At 57.7% G+C, this 14,486-nt stretch carries 10 protein-coding genes; 9 read left to right on the forward strand and 1 reads right to left on the reverse strand.

The features are described 5' to 3' along the window. Positions 1–2: 2 nt before the first annotated feature. The 7 genes from OKC44_RS05605 (at position 3) to OKC44_RS05635 (ending at position 11,313) form a co-directional block, all read left to right on the forward strand. On the forward strand, positions 3–734 hold the full coding sequence (locus OKC44_RS05605) for a YjbF family lipoprotein (RefSeq protein ID WP_270811505.1): 732 nt from the start codon (positions 3–5) through the stop codon (positions 732–734). Next, positions 731–1,477 carry a capsule biosynthesis GfcC family protein gene (locus OKC44_RS05610; protein WP_270811508.1) on the forward strand — a complete coding sequence of 249 codons (747 nt, stop codon included), beginning with the start codon at positions 731–733 and terminating at the stop codon, positions 1,475–1,477. Before OKC44_RS05605 ends, OKC44_RS05610 begins: the two co-directional genes overlap by 4 nt. Next, complete coding sequence (locus tag OKC44_RS05615) at positions 1,477–3,564, forward strand: YjbH domain-containing protein (RefSeq protein ID WP_270811509.1); 2,088 nt, start codon at positions 1,477–1,479, stop codon at positions 3,562–3,564. Before OKC44_RS05610 ends, OKC44_RS05615 begins: the two co-directional genes overlap by 1 nt. Positions 3,565–3,707: 143 nt before the next feature. Next, positions 3,708–4,670 (forward strand): IS1595 family transposase, encoded by a 963-nt coding sequence (locus tag OKC44_RS05620; RefSeq protein ID WP_270811511.1) that lies wholly within the window; start codon positions 3,708–3,710, stop codon positions 4,668–4,670. 59 nt (positions 4,671–4,729) lie between these two features. Next, positions 4,730–6,451: a PglL family O-oligosaccharyltransferase gene (locus tag OKC44_RS05625; protein ID WP_270811512.1), complete on the forward strand. Its 1,722-nt coding sequence runs from the start codon at positions 4,730–4,732 to the stop codon at positions 6,449–6,451. Between the two features lie 151 nt (positions 6,452–6,602). After that, positions 6,603–7,256, forward strand: coding sequence for a YceH family protein (locus tag OKC44_RS05630; protein ID WP_043121705.1), 654 nt, complete (start codon positions 6,603–6,605; stop codon positions 7,254–7,256). 214 nt (positions 7,257–7,470) lie between these two features. Continuing rightward, entirely contained in the window at positions 7,471–11,313 is a 3,843-nt protein-coding gene (locus tag OKC44_RS05635; protein WP_270811515.1) for a DEAD/DEAH box helicase, read from the forward strand. Positions 11,314–11,447: 134 nt separating this feature from the next. On the opposite strand, the gene OKC44_RS05640 is transcribed toward OKC44_RS05635, so the two are convergent. Next, positions 11,448–12,341, reverse strand: coding sequence for a DNA replication terminus site-binding protein (locus tag OKC44_RS05640; RefSeq protein WP_270811517.1), 894 nt, complete (start codon positions 12,339–12,341; stop codon positions 11,448–11,450). Between the two features lie 522 nt (positions 12,342–12,863). On the opposite strand from OKC44_RS05640, the gene OKC44_RS05645 reads away from it, so the two are divergent. Continuing rightward, on the forward strand, positions 12,864–13,073 hold the full coding sequence (locus OKC44_RS05645) for a DUF1127 domain-containing protein (RefSeq protein WP_011706670.1): 210 nt from the start codon (positions 12,864–12,866) through the stop codon (positions 13,071–13,073). A gap of 275 nt (positions 13,074–13,348) precedes the next feature. Next, positions 13,349–14,374: a succinylglutamate desuccinylase gene (gene astE / locus OKC44_RS05650; protein ID WP_270811519.1), complete on the forward strand. Its 1,026-nt coding sequence runs from the start codon at positions 13,349–13,351 to the stop codon at positions 14,372–14,374. Positions 14,375–14,486 lie beyond the last annotated feature (112 nt).

The raw sequence follows: 14,486 nt of genomic DNA on the forward strand, positions 1-14,486 counted from the left end.
CATTGGCAGCCTTATTTTTGTCGCTTTGCAATTATTTTCCCATTCCACTGAGTAACCCAGCTATGTTTTCTCTTCGTTTGTTTATGTCTTTGGGGTTATTACTCTTGTGTGGCTGTTCTGCCACCAGTTCGGATACCTATGCAACTCTCCGCTATGCCCTTTTGGGAGTGGATGATGTGGAGGTTACGTCTGAAAAAGTACGTGAATTACCTTATGCCAGCGCCTATCTGCGAGTGGGTGATAATCCACAGGCATTGGTAGTGCTTGCGTTTGCAGATCCTGATGGTTCATTGAGCTGGGTGAGCTCTGATAATAAGCTTTTTGTTACCAAATCAGGTCGACTGCACAAGACATTGGGTTTGGAAAATGATCTCTATTTAGTGGCATCATCTTGGCCTGATCCATTGCAAAAAATGGTAAATGCACCTGATAAATCTTTGAACCTAGATGCTATGTCTTGGCAGTATACTGCCGAATGGGAAAAGGATTATGTGAGTGGGTATAACATACAGGCTAAGTTTATATCTGCTGTACCGGAAAAATTGTTAATTCTTGATAAATCACATGATGTCGTGCTGATTGATGAATTGGTCAGTGTCGGACAGGGTCAGAACTCTTGGCATAATTATTATTGGTTTGAACATGGTACTGGCAGAATATTAAAAAGCCAGCAGCAATTGGGGCCGAACTTACCGGTGATTGAAATGACAATATTAAAGCCGTTTGCATTATGAAAAGATACCTTATTATCGGTCTCATACCATTTTTTGCTTTGGCTAAAGCTGATGTAGACGTGATTTTTGAACGTCATGCTACAGCAAAGATTGAGCTCCATGATGGAGCCAGACTTGCAGACCTGTTATTTAATGTTAAATTGCCCAATAATATCTATTGGCGTACTGCACAAATAGCGAATGAAAAGACCATAGCGGCATTTCAGGTGACTAAAGAACAATTGCTAAAGGATCTTAAAGCTCTCCAGGTATTTTGGATGCGAGAGGGCGACAAAGGCGCATTGATCCAGTCAACTCAGCAGTTACTACAAGAGCTGGATAGAATTCCTATCAGTGGTCGTTTACCAGTACTTTTAGACCCAGCCAAGACTAGAGTTGACCCTGAAGGTAATCCGCTGTTGAAAGGGAACTACACGCTTTTTGTTGCTCCAAGACCTGATTTTATCTACTTCGTAGGATTGATTAATGGTCGTAGTAAACAGCCTTTACAGTCTGGTGCTAGTTTGGCTGGCTATTGGCAGGGTTACAGCTTGTTAGCTGGGGCTGAGCCAAGTGAAGCATTTCTGATCCAGCCTGATAGTACTATCAGTCGTGTTCCTGTGGCTAACTGGAATCAGCTACATCGAGAACCAATGGCTGGTGCTACACTGTTTGTCGGTTTTAATCCTGACATTTTGCCTGAGCAGTATAGAGATATCAATATTCGTATTGCTAGCTTGCTTGCTAATCGAGTGCCTGAATAATGTCGCCTAAAATTAATTATATTGCGCTTTTTGTTTCTGGGGTTGTTTCTGGAGCTGTGTGCGCTGCTGAATCAGTTTTTGATCCTTATGGCCCATCGCAAGGTGACTTTGGTGGTGCGGGTCTGCTTCAAATGCCTACTGCACGAATGGCCAAAACAGGTGAATTCAGTGCTAACTATGTTGATAATGACCAATATCGTCGATGGTCTATCTCTGCGCAGCCATTTGACTGGTTTGAAGCAACACTGAGATATACCGATGTAAGAACAAAAAAGTACAGCCCCCACGAAGATTTTAGTGGTGATCAAACCTATAAAGACAAAGGGATGGATTTCAAGTTCCGTCTTTGGCAAGAATCTAACTATCTGCCACAAGTGTCTGTAGGCTTTAGAGATCTAATGGGTACGGGGCTCTTTGATAGTGAATTTGTGACAGCTAGCAAACGGTATGGACCATTTGATTTTACTATCGGTATCGGCTGGGGAAATATGGCCGAAAGTGGTAATATTAAAAACCCATTTTGTGAGTATAAAGATAGCTGGTGTCAAAGAAATAATAGCTTCTCTGGTAATGGTGGTAAATTTGAGTTGGATAGCTTGTTTCATGGGCCGGCAGCACTCTTTGGCGGTGTTGAATATCAAACGCCATGGCTGCCACTCAGGTTGAAGCTGGAATATGATGGCAATGATTATAGCAAGGAGTTCGCTGGCCATATTTATCAAGATTCACCTTGGAATGTCGGGGCTGTGTACCGCGTTTTCGAAAATCTGGACAGCCATCTAAGCTGGCAGAGAGGAAACACCTTGATGTGGGGGGTGACTTTTCGGACTAACTTTAATGATATGAAACCTGCTCATATTGACCAGCCGAGACCCATTTATCAGCCTGACCAAGTTCCTGCCACCATGACTGATGTGAAGTGGAAGGCGCTAACTACCGATTTGAAAGAGAATGCTGGTTGGCAGGATACAGAGTTTTACACAACCACCAATTCTGTGACTGTCATCGGTAAGCAGAGCAAGTATCGCAATAAGAGCGAGGCGATAAAGAGAACCTCTTTGTTAGCAGCTAATTATTTGCCGGGGACGGTCGATGAGCTGAATGTTGTTGAACGTAAGGCGAACTTCCAGTTACAAGAGACCAGTATCGATCTTCCATCTGTTCGTCGTGCAAATGTGGTACAGGTATTGGGAGAGGAACAGCATGAAAAATCAACAATACAGACACCAAGAAAAATTCAGGGGAAACCCATCTATGCAGCTGAGCGCAAAGCTATTTCATATTCTTTTGATCCAGATCTGACGCAATCATTTGGTGGTGCAGAGTCTTTCTATATGTATCAGTTAGGCATTAACACAAATGCCGATTGGCGTATAAATAAAAACAACAGCTTGCAAGGTACGCTGTTTGTCAATCTGGTGAATAACTACGATGAGTTCAATTATAAAGCTCCTCCTTCAGATGGCGCAGCCTTACCACGAGTTCGTACGTGGATTCGTGAGTATGTAGATTCTTCAAATGTATTACTCAACAACTTACAGTTAACCCATATGCAACCACTTACTCAAGATTGGTACGGGCAAGCTTATGGTGGATATTTGGAGATGATGTATGCCGGCGTAGGGAGTGAGGTGCTCTATCGTCCATACGGTAAGACTTGGGCCATTGGCGTTGATGCAAACTGGGTAAAACAGCGTGACTGGAACAATACCCTGAAAATGGCTGATTATGATGTAATGACCGGGCATATTACTGCGTATTGGCAGTTACCATTCATGAGTAATGTCACCGCCAAAATCGCCGTTGGTCAGTATTTGGCTGGTGACAAAGGTGCTACATTCGACTTCTCCAAACGGTTTGATTCAGGCGTTATCCTGGGGGGGTATGCAACATTTACAGATGTCTCTGCGGATGAGTATGGTGAAGGTAGCTTTACCAAAGGTATTTATGTCACGATACCTTTTGATTTGATGCTGCTCAAACCAACAACCGCGAAAGGAAGCATTGGCTGGGTTCCTTTGACACGGGACGGAGGCCAAATGTTGAGCCGCAAGAGTGGTCTTTACGGTTTGACAGAGTTGCAGTAATCGAAAGTCGCCATAGGGCTTAGATCTTTCTTTATAAAACAGAGAGAGCAGTTGCAAACTGCTCGCCCTTTTATTAGGCTCTGTCCCAGTTATGTGTTGAAAGGCTAACCTTGAAGTAGGTCATCACCTTGAGGGCCGCCATCATGGATACCCAAGCCTTTCAACATCTACTGTCCCTCTTCCCATTGCTCACTTTGCGTCAGCGTCGTCTCGCGCAACATGAACTCACCACCCCTCACCCCATCACCTCGTTGGCCACTCAACTTCCCGCATGCCAATGCTGCCCTCACTGTCAGGCCGAGGCCACACAACTGGCTCCCTGGGGCTGGTCTCGAGGGCTGCGCCGTTATCGCTGCAAGCAGTGCTTGCGCACCAGTTCCGTGCTCACCAACACGCCTCTCGCCCGACTTGGCAAGCCACAGTGCTGGGAAGATTATGCACAGGCCCTCATCGACGGTCTGACCGTCCGGCAGGCGGCGCTCCGCTGTGGGGTCGGTAAAAACACCGCCTTTTTGTGGCGTCACCGCTTCCTGAAGGCCATGGCCAGCCACCAGGCGGTACGGGAAGAGGGTATCGTCGAGGTCGATGAGACCTTCTTTTTAGAGTCGTTCAAAGGACAGCGCGGGTTGCCCCGCCCGGCCCGCCAGCGTGGCGGCAAAGGCCGTACCCGAGGCACAGGGCCGGATTACATCCCGGTGATGGTGGTGCAAGACCGGGCAGGCCACCTGGCTGACTTCCAGTTGGAACAGTTGAATGCCAAGGCGGTGAAGGTGGTGCTTGAGCCGCTTATCGCCCCGGATGCCGTCCTGTGCAGCGATGGTGCCGGGGTGTATGCGAGTTTCAGCGAGGGACTGGGGATAACACACCAAGTGGTGCGCAATCGAGCGGGAGAGCGGGTGGTGGGTGCATATCACATCCAACATGTGAACGGGTACCACAGGCGATTGAAGGAGTGGATGGAGCGGTTCCATGGGGTCGCGACCCACTATCTGAGGAATTATCTAGGCTGGCGAAGGATGTTGGAACGCTATGGGCGGGAAGTGAATATCTCACGTTGCTTGCATGAGGCGCTGGGGCGCCCTATGCAACACGTAATTGGGACATAGCCTTTTATTATCTACCCAAGATATATGGTAATCTGCAGAAATTATGCTAGGAATGCATGATGATTAAAAACATAAATGGCGTGTTTGGTGTACTCTTTGTTGTTTATTGGTTGTTGGGTATGCACTTTTTCATGCACAATCCCGGTGGGGCCGGGCTCTATCTGCCGTTCAATGCCTGGGGGTGGATCTTCGCCAGCCTGGTCATCGGTCTGGGGCTGTGGCAGGTGACGCTACAGCAGCGGCTGGTGTTCTCCTCTTTGCAGGGTTGCCTCTGGCTGGGGGCGTTGCTGCTGCTGCTGCCCATGGCCTATCCCGGCTTTGACCTCAAAGATTACGCCATTCCCCGGTTGCTGGGGCTGTTTGCCGGTCTGCTGTTTCTGTTCTGTCTCTATCAGTGGCAGTTGGTGCGGGCGTCTCGTGACCAGCTGCTCTATCTGCTGCTGGGCGCGGTGGCCATAGAGGCGCTGCTCGGCCTGGTGCAGTACTACCTGCTGATCCCGGGTAACTGGCTGGGGTATGACACCCGCGCCAACCGCCCCTACGGCATCTTTCAACAACCCAATGTGATGGCGACCTTCATGGCGACCGGGCTTGTGCTGGCCGGCTGGCTGGAACTGCGCGGTAATGCAAACCCCTGGCTCAAGGGGCTGCGCTATGGGGTGATCCTGGCGGCCAGCCTGCTGCTGGTGGCGCTGCAATCTCGGGTGGGGCAGTTGGGGGGGCTACTGGCGTTGATCCTGCTCGCGCCACAGCTACATCGACAAGGTCTGTTGGTGCGAATATTCGGCTTGGTTCTACTGAGTGTCGCTGCCGGGCTTGCTTCCCAGTATTGGGTGTCAGGTGTCGAGCGGGGGATGAATGAATATCTCTCCGGTGGGGCCCGGTCAGATATCTGGCCCTTTACTTTGCATTTACTCCTTCAACATTGGTTACTGGGGGTTGGGTATGGTGGATTTGAATCCACATTCTTCCACGTCTACACAGAGGCCCGGCAAGTAGATCCAAATATCGGCATGGTTATTTACAACCTCGATCACCCCCACAACGAGTTCCTCTACTGGGCGGTGGAAGGGGGGCTGGCCCCCATGATCGGCATGGTGCTGATGGGCGGCGCTCTGTTGTGGCGCGTGCTCAAGGCCGGTTGGGTCAAGGGAGCGGCGTTACTGGCCCTGGTGACCCCCATCCTGCTGCACACCCAGACCGAGTATCCGCTTTATCACGCCATCGCCCTGTGGTGGGCCCTGCTGCTGCTGGTGTATGTGCTGGATGCAGAAGTGGAGGAGGGGCTGCAGGCTTCGGGCCGTGCCAGCTGGCGCGAGTATGTCTATCGCCCCTGGTTGTTGTTGCGCTTCGTGGCCATCATTATTCCCCTGCTGGTGGTGCCCTTCATGCTGACCGCCATTCATACCGCCTGGGTGGTCACCAAGTACGAGCGCGGCGGCTACAAGGAACCGACCCTGCTGCTCGACGTCGTGAATCCCATGGCTTGGTTGACCCGGGTCGAGTTTGACGTCAACTCGGTGCGGTTGATGGTGGGCTTGCAGGCCAACAATCACGCAGAGCTGGAGGCGTATTTAGAGTGGGGTCAGGCATTTGTGCACCACACGCCGCGAGCCAACATCTACGCCAACATGGTGATCGCGCTGGATGCGCTGGGACGAAAAGAGGAGGCCCGGGCACTGCGCCGCGAGGCGCTGGCGCTCTATCCGGGTGATCCCTTGCTGACCGGCTCGGCCGCCACCTCCGTGGCCACGGCGCTGGAGCGCAAACCCTCGGCCTGATAGCGGCTGTCGAGGCCATGTGGGGCCGGCAGGCTGCGCGATGTTTCATCAACTGCCCCATCGCCTCGCAAAAATGGCGGCCGCTGCTGGACGGCAGAGGCGCCATGGCTAAGATAGTGGCCTCAACGTCTTGTTCAGTAGGGAGTATGAAATGGAGTTAGTGCTTGGCCCGTTGGAGGCCCGCGTGATCGGCTGTCTGATCGAAAAAGAGATCTGCACCCCGGATCAATACCCCCTCTCTCTCAATGCGCTGGTCAATGCCTGTAACCAGAAGAGCAACCGCGAGCCGGTGCTGGAGCTGTCCGAGCTCGACATCCGGGCCGTGGTGGATGAGCTGATCCGCAAGCGGCTGGTGGTCAATACCGCCGGCTTCAATGCCCGGGTTCCCCGTTATCAGCACCGCTTCTGCAACACCGAGTTCGGCGAGCTTAAGTTCACGGCCCAGGAGCTCGGCATTATCTGCGAACTCTTGCTGCGTGGCCCGCAGACGCCGGGAGAGCTGCGCTCGCGCACCAACCGCCTGTGCAGCTTCGACGACGTGACCCAGGTCGATGCAGTATTGGCCAAGCTGGCCGAGCAGGGGCCCTACGTGGTCAAGCTGCCGCGCGAGCCGGGCAAGCGGGAGTCCCGTTACGCCCACCTGTTCAGTGGCGAAGTGGATCTGCAGGCGCTGGCCGAGGCGGCCCCCGCCAGCAGTTATGCCTCGCCCGCGGCGGATCGACTGACGGCGCTGGAGGAGGAGGTAGAGAGCCTCAAGGCGCAGCTGCAGGTGCTGGCCGAGCGTCTGGCGCAGCTGGAAGGCTGACGCGCTGGCAATATGTGCATCAAGAGGCGCCCAGGCGCCTTTTTTTATGTGCCTTTTCTGTCATCTCCATCCGCTGAACCCCCTAGCCCCACCTTGCCTCTGGCCCGCCCCTGACCGGGATGCCGCAGCTTTTTTGCGTTATTTCGTCGTTAAGGGTCGAGCCGCCGTCGCTTTCCCGTTAAAATTCCGCTTTTGCACCTGCCCGTGAGTCTCGATGTCTGCGTCCACTCTCTCTTCAGATTGTTATGCCCTGCTCGGTGAGCTGCAGTTGCAGCGCACTGCCAGTACCCGCTATTTGCAAGAACAGCTGCCGCTTGGGCAGGCCCTGCTCGACAAGTTGAGTCAGTTGCAACTGCTGGGGTTGGTGCGGCTGCGTGGGGAGCAACAGTGGAGTCTGACGGCAGAGGGAACCCTGGCGTTGATCCTGGCGGTACGCCGCGGCGATTGTCCCATGCCCAACTGGGCGCGGGTGCCGTCGGTCACCGGCCAGGAGATGGCACAGGCGCTGGTGCGTGAGCTCTGTCTGGGGGAGGCCGGACAAGCCCCTGCTTACTATCTGGCGGCCGATCTGCTGAGCCTGCTCGATCTGCCCGATGCCCATCGGTTGCTGGCAGGCTCGAGCCCCCAGTGGCAGCGGCTGATGCTGCAGCACTTCGCCCTGCAAACGCTATTGGATGCCGAGCCCCATGAGCAGTGGCCGCTGGCCCAGGCGGCCGGAGAGTGTGCCGCCGAGCTGGCCAAGCTGAGCGATGGCTTTGCTGCCGAGTGGCAGTGGCTCTGTGGCGAGCTGAGCGGGAAAGCAAACACTCACTGGCCCGCCCTGCAACAACTGGCGGAGCAGGGAGGAGAGCAGCCCCTGGCCGAACGCCTGCTGGCAGCGCTTGGGGCTTGGCAGGCGCAGGAGGGGCAAGAGGATGGGCAGGGTAAGTGGCCACTGACCTTCAGTGCCTTGCTCTGGCTTGGCTGGTTGCAGCAGGCCGATCCCGTGCTCGCCAGCGAGCAGCGCAAGAAGTGGCAGCGCAGCCTGGCCAACCAGTTTCCGCTGCTGGCGGATCTGCTGGGGCAGTGGGCGGGTGATCGCCACGGCCAGGCGGTCGGGCTGTTCGATACCCTGCAATTGCCGCCGGAAGAGCTGCACTGGGGCTACCTCTGGCTCGATCTCTGCGCCCTTGCCCGGCATGGGGAGCAGAGCCCCCAGGTGGCCATCCTGCACAAATGGGATCTCTCCCACGTGCTGGATGCCGCGCCCCGCCACAGGTTGATGGCCTTCTGCCAGGATCTGCTGCGGCTGTTGCTGGGGCAGGGGGCGCAGCAGCCGCCGCTGCAGCAACTGCGTGCCGCCAGCGGTGAGCAAGAGGCCGACGAGCAGGACACCGAGGACAAGACGCCCGCCTCCGCCAGCTGGCTTAACTGGTTGCAAGGGTTGGGGCGCGCCAGCGGCGTGCGCAAGCCGCAGGAGCGGCTGGTTTGGCTGCTGCATGCGGAAGGGCCCGAACTCGAGTGCAAGATCCAGAAACAGAGCACCAAGGGGGAGTGGACTGCCGGGCGCCGGGTCGATCCCACCCTGCTCTCCACCCAGTACGCCAATCTGCTCGACGAGGAGGACTGGGTGCTGGTCCGCACGCTGCCGCGCACGCTTGGGCGATTGCCGCGCGAGGTGTGGGCCCCTCTTGCCAACCATTCCCGCCTGTTCAATGCCAGAGGGCAGAAGCTGCAGCTGGCCATCACGGCACCCTTGCTGCAGATAGTGGCCACCGAGCAGGGCATGAGCGCCGTGCTGAGCCCGGCTGCCGCGGCGCGAGGGGCCCACATACTGCCGCTGGCGCAGGATCTGTGGCAGCTCATCCTCACCCCGCAGCCGCTGCTCGACCGGCTGCCCGCGCTGGAGGCCATTCCGCTGCTGCCGGCCGAGGGACTGGCGGAACTGCAGCATACTCTGGACGGCATTGCGGGGCTGCCCTGGCACAGCCAGGTGGCGGGCCTGCACGGCAATGCCGAGCTGGCTCCCTGGCCCGGCGTGGCCTCGGTTCAGCTCGACTGGCAGGATGGCCAGCTGGCGGTCCGGCTGGTGACCCGGTTCGACGACTTGCCGCCGCAGCCCCTTGGCAAGGGCGAGGCCATCGTGCGCCAGGGGATCAAGGATTATCACTACTGGCAGCGGGATCTGGCGGCCGAGAAGGACGAGGCCCAGCGGCTGCGCAACCAGTTGCCCATCGAGTTGCCCGGCAGCGAGTGGCGACTTGAAGGAGAGCAGGCACTGGCGCTGGTCAACGCCCTGCCGGAGCTGGTGGATGCCGGCGTGGTCATTCACTGGCATCAGGACAGCGCGCGTTTGAAGAGCCTCGATGAAGCCGCCCTGAGCCTGCGGATCGAGCGGCGCCAGGATTGGTTCCAGGTGGAGGGGGCGCTCTCGCTTGATGAGCACCAGATCCTCGACCTGCGCCTCATCCTGCGCCAGCTGACCCCGGGTCAGCGCACCGTTCAGCTGGACGAGAAGACCAGCCTGATGTTGAGCGACAAGCTGGTAGAGCGGCTCACCATGCTGGGCGCCATGCTCGACGAAGAGCAGCGCATCAATCACAAGCTGGCCTACCCGCTGACCCGCCTGCTCTCCGTCATCACCACCGAGGGGGATGCCGCCTGGCACTCCCTGCAACAGGAGTGGCAACAGGAGGTGGAGTGCCCGGCCGAGCTGATGGGGCCGCTGCGGGATTATCAGAAGGAGGGGGTTCGCTGGCTGGCGACCCTGGCCCACCACGGCTTTGGCGCCTGTCTGGCCGACGACATGGGCCTTGGCAAGACGCTGCAGGCGCTCATCGTGCTGCGCATGCGCCAGCATCTGGGCCCGGCGCTGGTGGTGGTACCCAAGTCAGTGGTCACCAACTGGCAGGAGGAGGTCGCGCGCTTCGCTCCTGAGCTGGAGGTGGTGGTGTTTGACAACCCCTCCGAGCGGGAAGGGATGATCCGTGAAGCCAAGGCGGGCCAGATCATCCTGCTCAACTACGGCATGCTCGGCAGTCTGGCGGAGGCGCTCAAGGCCCGCCGCTGGTCTTCCATGGTGCTGGATGAGGCGCAGCAGATCAAAAATGCCGGTACCCAGCGGGCCAAGCTGCTGTTCCAGCTGGACGGCGATTTTCGGCTCGCCCTCTCCGGTACGCCCATCGAGAACCACCTGGGAGAGCTGTGGAGCCTGTTCACCTTCATCAACCCCGGTCTGCTCGGCAGCCTCGGCGAGTTCAAGCGCCGCTTCGGCAAGGCGGTGAAGGATCCCCAGCACATGGCGCTGCTGCGAGCAGTGATCAGCCCCTTCATTCTGCGCCGCCTCAAGCAGCAGGTGCTGACCGAGCTGCCGGACAAGACCGAGATCATTCATCACATCAGCCTCTCCCCCGAAGAGCGTCAGCTCTACGAGGCAACCCGGCGCGAAGTGGTGCAGCAGGTACAAAGTGCCGACGGCCGCGCCCTGATGCACGTGCTGAGCGGGCTGACCCGGCTGCGCCGGCTCTGCTGCTCGCCCCAGCTGGTGATGCCGGAGTGGTCCCAGGCCAGCAGCAAGCTGGACGAGGCGATGGCGCTGCTGGAGGAGGCCATCGGCAATGGTCATCGGGTGCTGGTGTTCAGCCAGTTCGTCGATCTGCTGAGCCTGTTGCGGGCCCGCATCGAGCTGCAGCAGTGGGACTACTGCTACCTGGACGGCGGCTGTTCGGCCAAGTCACGGCAGGAGTCCATCCTGCGCTTTCGCCACGAGGCGGTGCCGCTGTTTCTGATCAGCCTCAAGGCGGGGGGCACGGGCCTCAACCTGACCCAGGCCGATACCGTCTTGCACCTGGATCCCTGGTGGAACCCGGCGGTGGAAGATCAGGCGAGCGATCGGGCCCACCGCATGGGACAGACCCAGCCGGTGACCGTCTATCGCCTAGTGTGCGAGCAGACGGTGGAGGAGAAGATCGTCGCCCTGCACGATGAGAAGCGGGCGCTGGCCGACGGCCTGCTGAGCGGCCAGTCGGAAGTGCGCGGGCTGGATGTAGAGAGCCTGCGGGCCTTGCTGATGAGCTGATGGCGATCAGCTGACTCGGGCAACAGACAAGGGGAGCATCCAATGATGCTCCCCTTGTTGTTTGGTACGTGTTGTTTGGCTTGTCGTTTGGCGCACGTGACGCCTGGGCGGGGCCACACAGCCGCTCGGGCCGGTTATCCCTGATAGAGGTAGAGATGCAGCCGTTCTATGATGGGCTCGCCGCCAATCTTGCGATCCCGCCGGGCCTGGCGCAGCTTGGGCGGGTAGTGGCCAAGGTGGGTGACGGCGGGCTGGGTGTCCGAGCAGAGCAGCAGGGGCAGGCTCGCCTTGAGCTGCTGCTTGCGAGGCTCCCGGTCCTGCCAGAGCAGGTTGATCATCGGGTGGGTCTTGACCGGCCGGCGGATCCTGAGCTCAGCGTCCGCTGGCAGGCGGCGGATGTCGTACACCTCCTGATCCACCATCTTGCTCCACTCCTCATTGTTCGACAGCGCCGGAATATAGCGGCGGCTGCGCTCCAGCATCTCCAGCACCTGTTCCCGGCTGAGCCGGCTGATGCTCTGCTTGTCAGCCCAGGTGAAGCCGAGCGAGTGCAGCTCTCCCTCAAGCCAAGTCAGCTTGCGATAGACCTGCAGGGTAATGACCCCGGGCAGCGCCCTGTGTACCAGCTCGAACTTCTCATCCCGCCCGCCAGCCTGCTGCACCAGCGCCTTGAAGGCGAGCTTGCACCCGTTGACCTCATCGATCAGCGGCCGCAGCAGGGGGGCACAGGCGGCAGGAAAGCGCAGCCAGCCCGGCAGGCGGTGGGTGGCCTTGGTGGAGCAGCCGGGGCGGGCACTGTGATCCCGATAGGCGCTGAGGGTCGCGGCCAGTGCGGACTCTTCGCCCAGATAGCCTACCTCGATCTGCTCGATGGGCTCATGCTCCTGTCCTTGCGGTACGGCGGGCAGGGGATAGACGTGGGCCTCCAGCAACTCAAGCTGTTCCAGCTGCGCGGCCAGGCTGTCCAGCGCCTGTTCAAGCCGCTCCATCTGCTGGCGCAAGGCGGCTGTGGGGGTAAATGTCTCCATCGGCATGTCCTGTGTTTGCCCCTGTCAGCCCTGGTGAATGGGCTGATCGCAGGGCAGTGAAAGTACTGTATAAATAACCATATCAGCCTGCGGCATGGGTGCCAAGTGCCTGCGTTCCAGGGGGGTTGGAGAGGGACAAAAGATCGGAGTCATTTGAGGGTAAAATCTTTGTATCTAGCTGTTAATAAAGGATCAATAAAAGATCGCTTGGTTAACAACTGAATGTAAAGGCCAGGTTGCCCGCCTTGCTTGTGCCCACAGTGAATGCATAGCCAGTAGAGGAAACTGCATAGTTAGAAGGGATCCATGCAGGAGAATATGCTGCAGGGTATTCTGTACAGACGAAAAGACAATTAAGTTGTTATTAATCAATGCGTTAGATTCATGCTCATGACGACATCAACCATTAGTTTTAATAATGTCTGCTATCAAAATTCGTCAATTGAGTCGGCTACCCCCCCTGACTAAGCTTTGCGCAACAAATTCGCACCCCGCGCAGACATCGTAAAGAGGAGCCACATCATGGCCAACATGACTTATACCGAAGCCGGTTACCAGCATTCCAGCCAACTGAATCTGGCTGCTCGCGTCAAAATGACCGTACTGACCTGGCTGGAACGCAGCCGCAGCCGTCGCCAGCTCTCCGAGCTGCCCGAGTACCTGCTCAAGGACATCGGTCTGAACGAAGCCGATCGCTATCAAGAGACCACCAAGCCGTTCTGGCGTGGTTGATCTGCCGGGCAAGGATGCCTCGTTTTACTGCTGACTCACTGTTGCCAGCCAGCGCCGCCATGGCGTGACAGACAGCCCCGTTTGCCTGGGCCCGTTCTCTTCGTTGTACCCGTTTCCCTCTCTCACGGCCTGTAGCCGACCCCTTTTGTTCCCTCGTGATGTTCCTCCCTCCCACACTTGTAACATTACTGTTTGAATTTGTTTAAAAATTGATTTTAAGCCCGAGGGCCTTGCGTATAATCCGGCCAAGCGTTCCTGACAAAAGGGTGAGATGGATGATTCCCCAGCATGACTTTTTGGCCCTGACTCGCCGCCACGAGTGGCAGCTTGAGCCGTTCTCGTTTGATCTGCCGGATGGTGCTCGCGCGAGTGTGTGGGATACGGGGGTGCTCTGCCTGGAGCCTGCCAGCGGCGCCGGCGACCTGCCGGGCGGGCGCAAGGATATCGTGCTCTCCTGCGGCATCCACGGCAACGAGACGGCCCCCATCGAGATCTGCAACCAGCTGCTGAGCCGCCTGCTCAGTGGCGAGCTCAGGGCCCGTCACCGGGTGCTGTTCCTGTTCGGCAACCCGGCGGCCATGAACCTGGGCGTGCGCGAAGTGGAGGAGAACATGAACCGGCTCTTCTCCGGTGCCCACAGCAAGGGGGAGGGGCTGTGCAACCAGGAGCGGATCCGCGCCATGCGCCTCGAGCAGTATGTGAGCCGCTTCTTCGCCGATCCGGCCAGACCGCGCTACCACTACGACCTGCACACTGCCATTCGCGGCTCGCGTCACGAGAAATTTGCCGTCTATCCCTTCCCCCACGAGCGGCCCCATTGCAAGGAGCAGGTGCAGTTTCTCGGCACCTGCGGCGTGCGCACCATTCTGCTCTCCAGCGGCCCCACCACCACCTTCAGCTATTACAGCTCCCACCGCCACGGTGCTCACGCCTTCACGGTGGAGCTGGGCAAGGTGCGCCCGTTTGGCGAGAACGACATGACCCGTTTCATCGAAACCCGGCAGGCGCTGCAGGATCTGGTGACCCGGGACGAGGTGGTGCTGGAACCCTGGCGGGCGGATGACTTCACCATCTTTGCCATCGACCGGGTGATCAACAAGCGCTCGGAGCAGTTTCGTTTCCTGTTTGCCAGCGATGTGGACAATTTCACCGAATTTCCCCAGGGTTTCGTGCTGGCCGAGGATGGCGAGCTGCGCTACACGGTAGAGAAACCGCGGGAGGCAGTGGTGTTCCCCAACGCCAACGTGGCCATCGGCCAGCGTACCGTGTTGCTGGTGGTACCGACCCGGCTGTGGGAGTAATCCGGCGCCACTTTTGATGGCAATGGCAGGCTGCCACCGGCATTGGCGGGCGTGCAGCCCTTTTCGGGAGCCTTGAGCGATCCCGCCCCATCCTGACAGGGAGCCCGATGCG

The sequence above is a fragment of the Aeromonas sp. S41-2 genome, from assembly GCF_027705845.1.
GTDB lineage: Bacteria > Pseudomonadota > Gammaproteobacteria > Enterobacterales > Aeromonadaceae > Aeromonas > Aeromonas hydrophila.

Bases quoted from the DNA above. Each gene is read 5' to 3' on its own strand.
- OKC44_RS05620 (WP_270811511.1), top strand. From the start codon at position 3,708: ATGGATACCCAAGCCTTTCAACATCTACTGTCCCTCTTCCCATTGCTC.
- OKC44_RS05625 (WP_270811512.1), top strand. From the start codon at position 4,730: ATGATTAAAAACATAAATGGCGTGTTTGGTGTACTCTTTGTTGTTTAT.
- OKC44_RS05635 (WP_270811515.1), top strand. From the start codon at position 7,471: ATGTCTGCGTCCACTCTCTCTTCAGATTGTTATGCCCTGCTCGGTGAG.
- OKC44_RS05640 (WP_270811517.1), bottom strand. From the start codon at position 12,341: ATGGAGACATTTACCCCCACAGCCGCCTTGCGCCAGCAGATGGAGCGG.
- OKC44_RS05615 (WP_270811509.1), top strand. From the start codon at position 1,477: ATGTCGCCTAAAATTAATTATATTGCGCTTTTTGTTTCTGGGGTTGTT.
- OKC44_RS05630 (WP_043121705.1), top strand. From the start codon at position 6,603: ATGGAGTTAGTGCTTGGCCCGTTGGAGGCCCGCGTGATCGGCTGTCTG.
- OKC44_RS05610 (WP_270811508.1), top strand. From the start codon at position 731: ATGAAAAGATACCTTATTATCGGTCTCATACCATTTTTTGCTTTGGCT.
- astE (WP_270811519.1), top strand. From the start codon at position 13,349: ATGATTCCCCAGCATGACTTTTTGGCCCTGACTCGCCGCCACGAGTGG.
- OKC44_RS05645 (WP_011706670.1), top strand. From the start codon at position 12,864: ATGGCCAACATGACTTATACCGAAGCCGGTTACCAGCATTCCAGCCAA.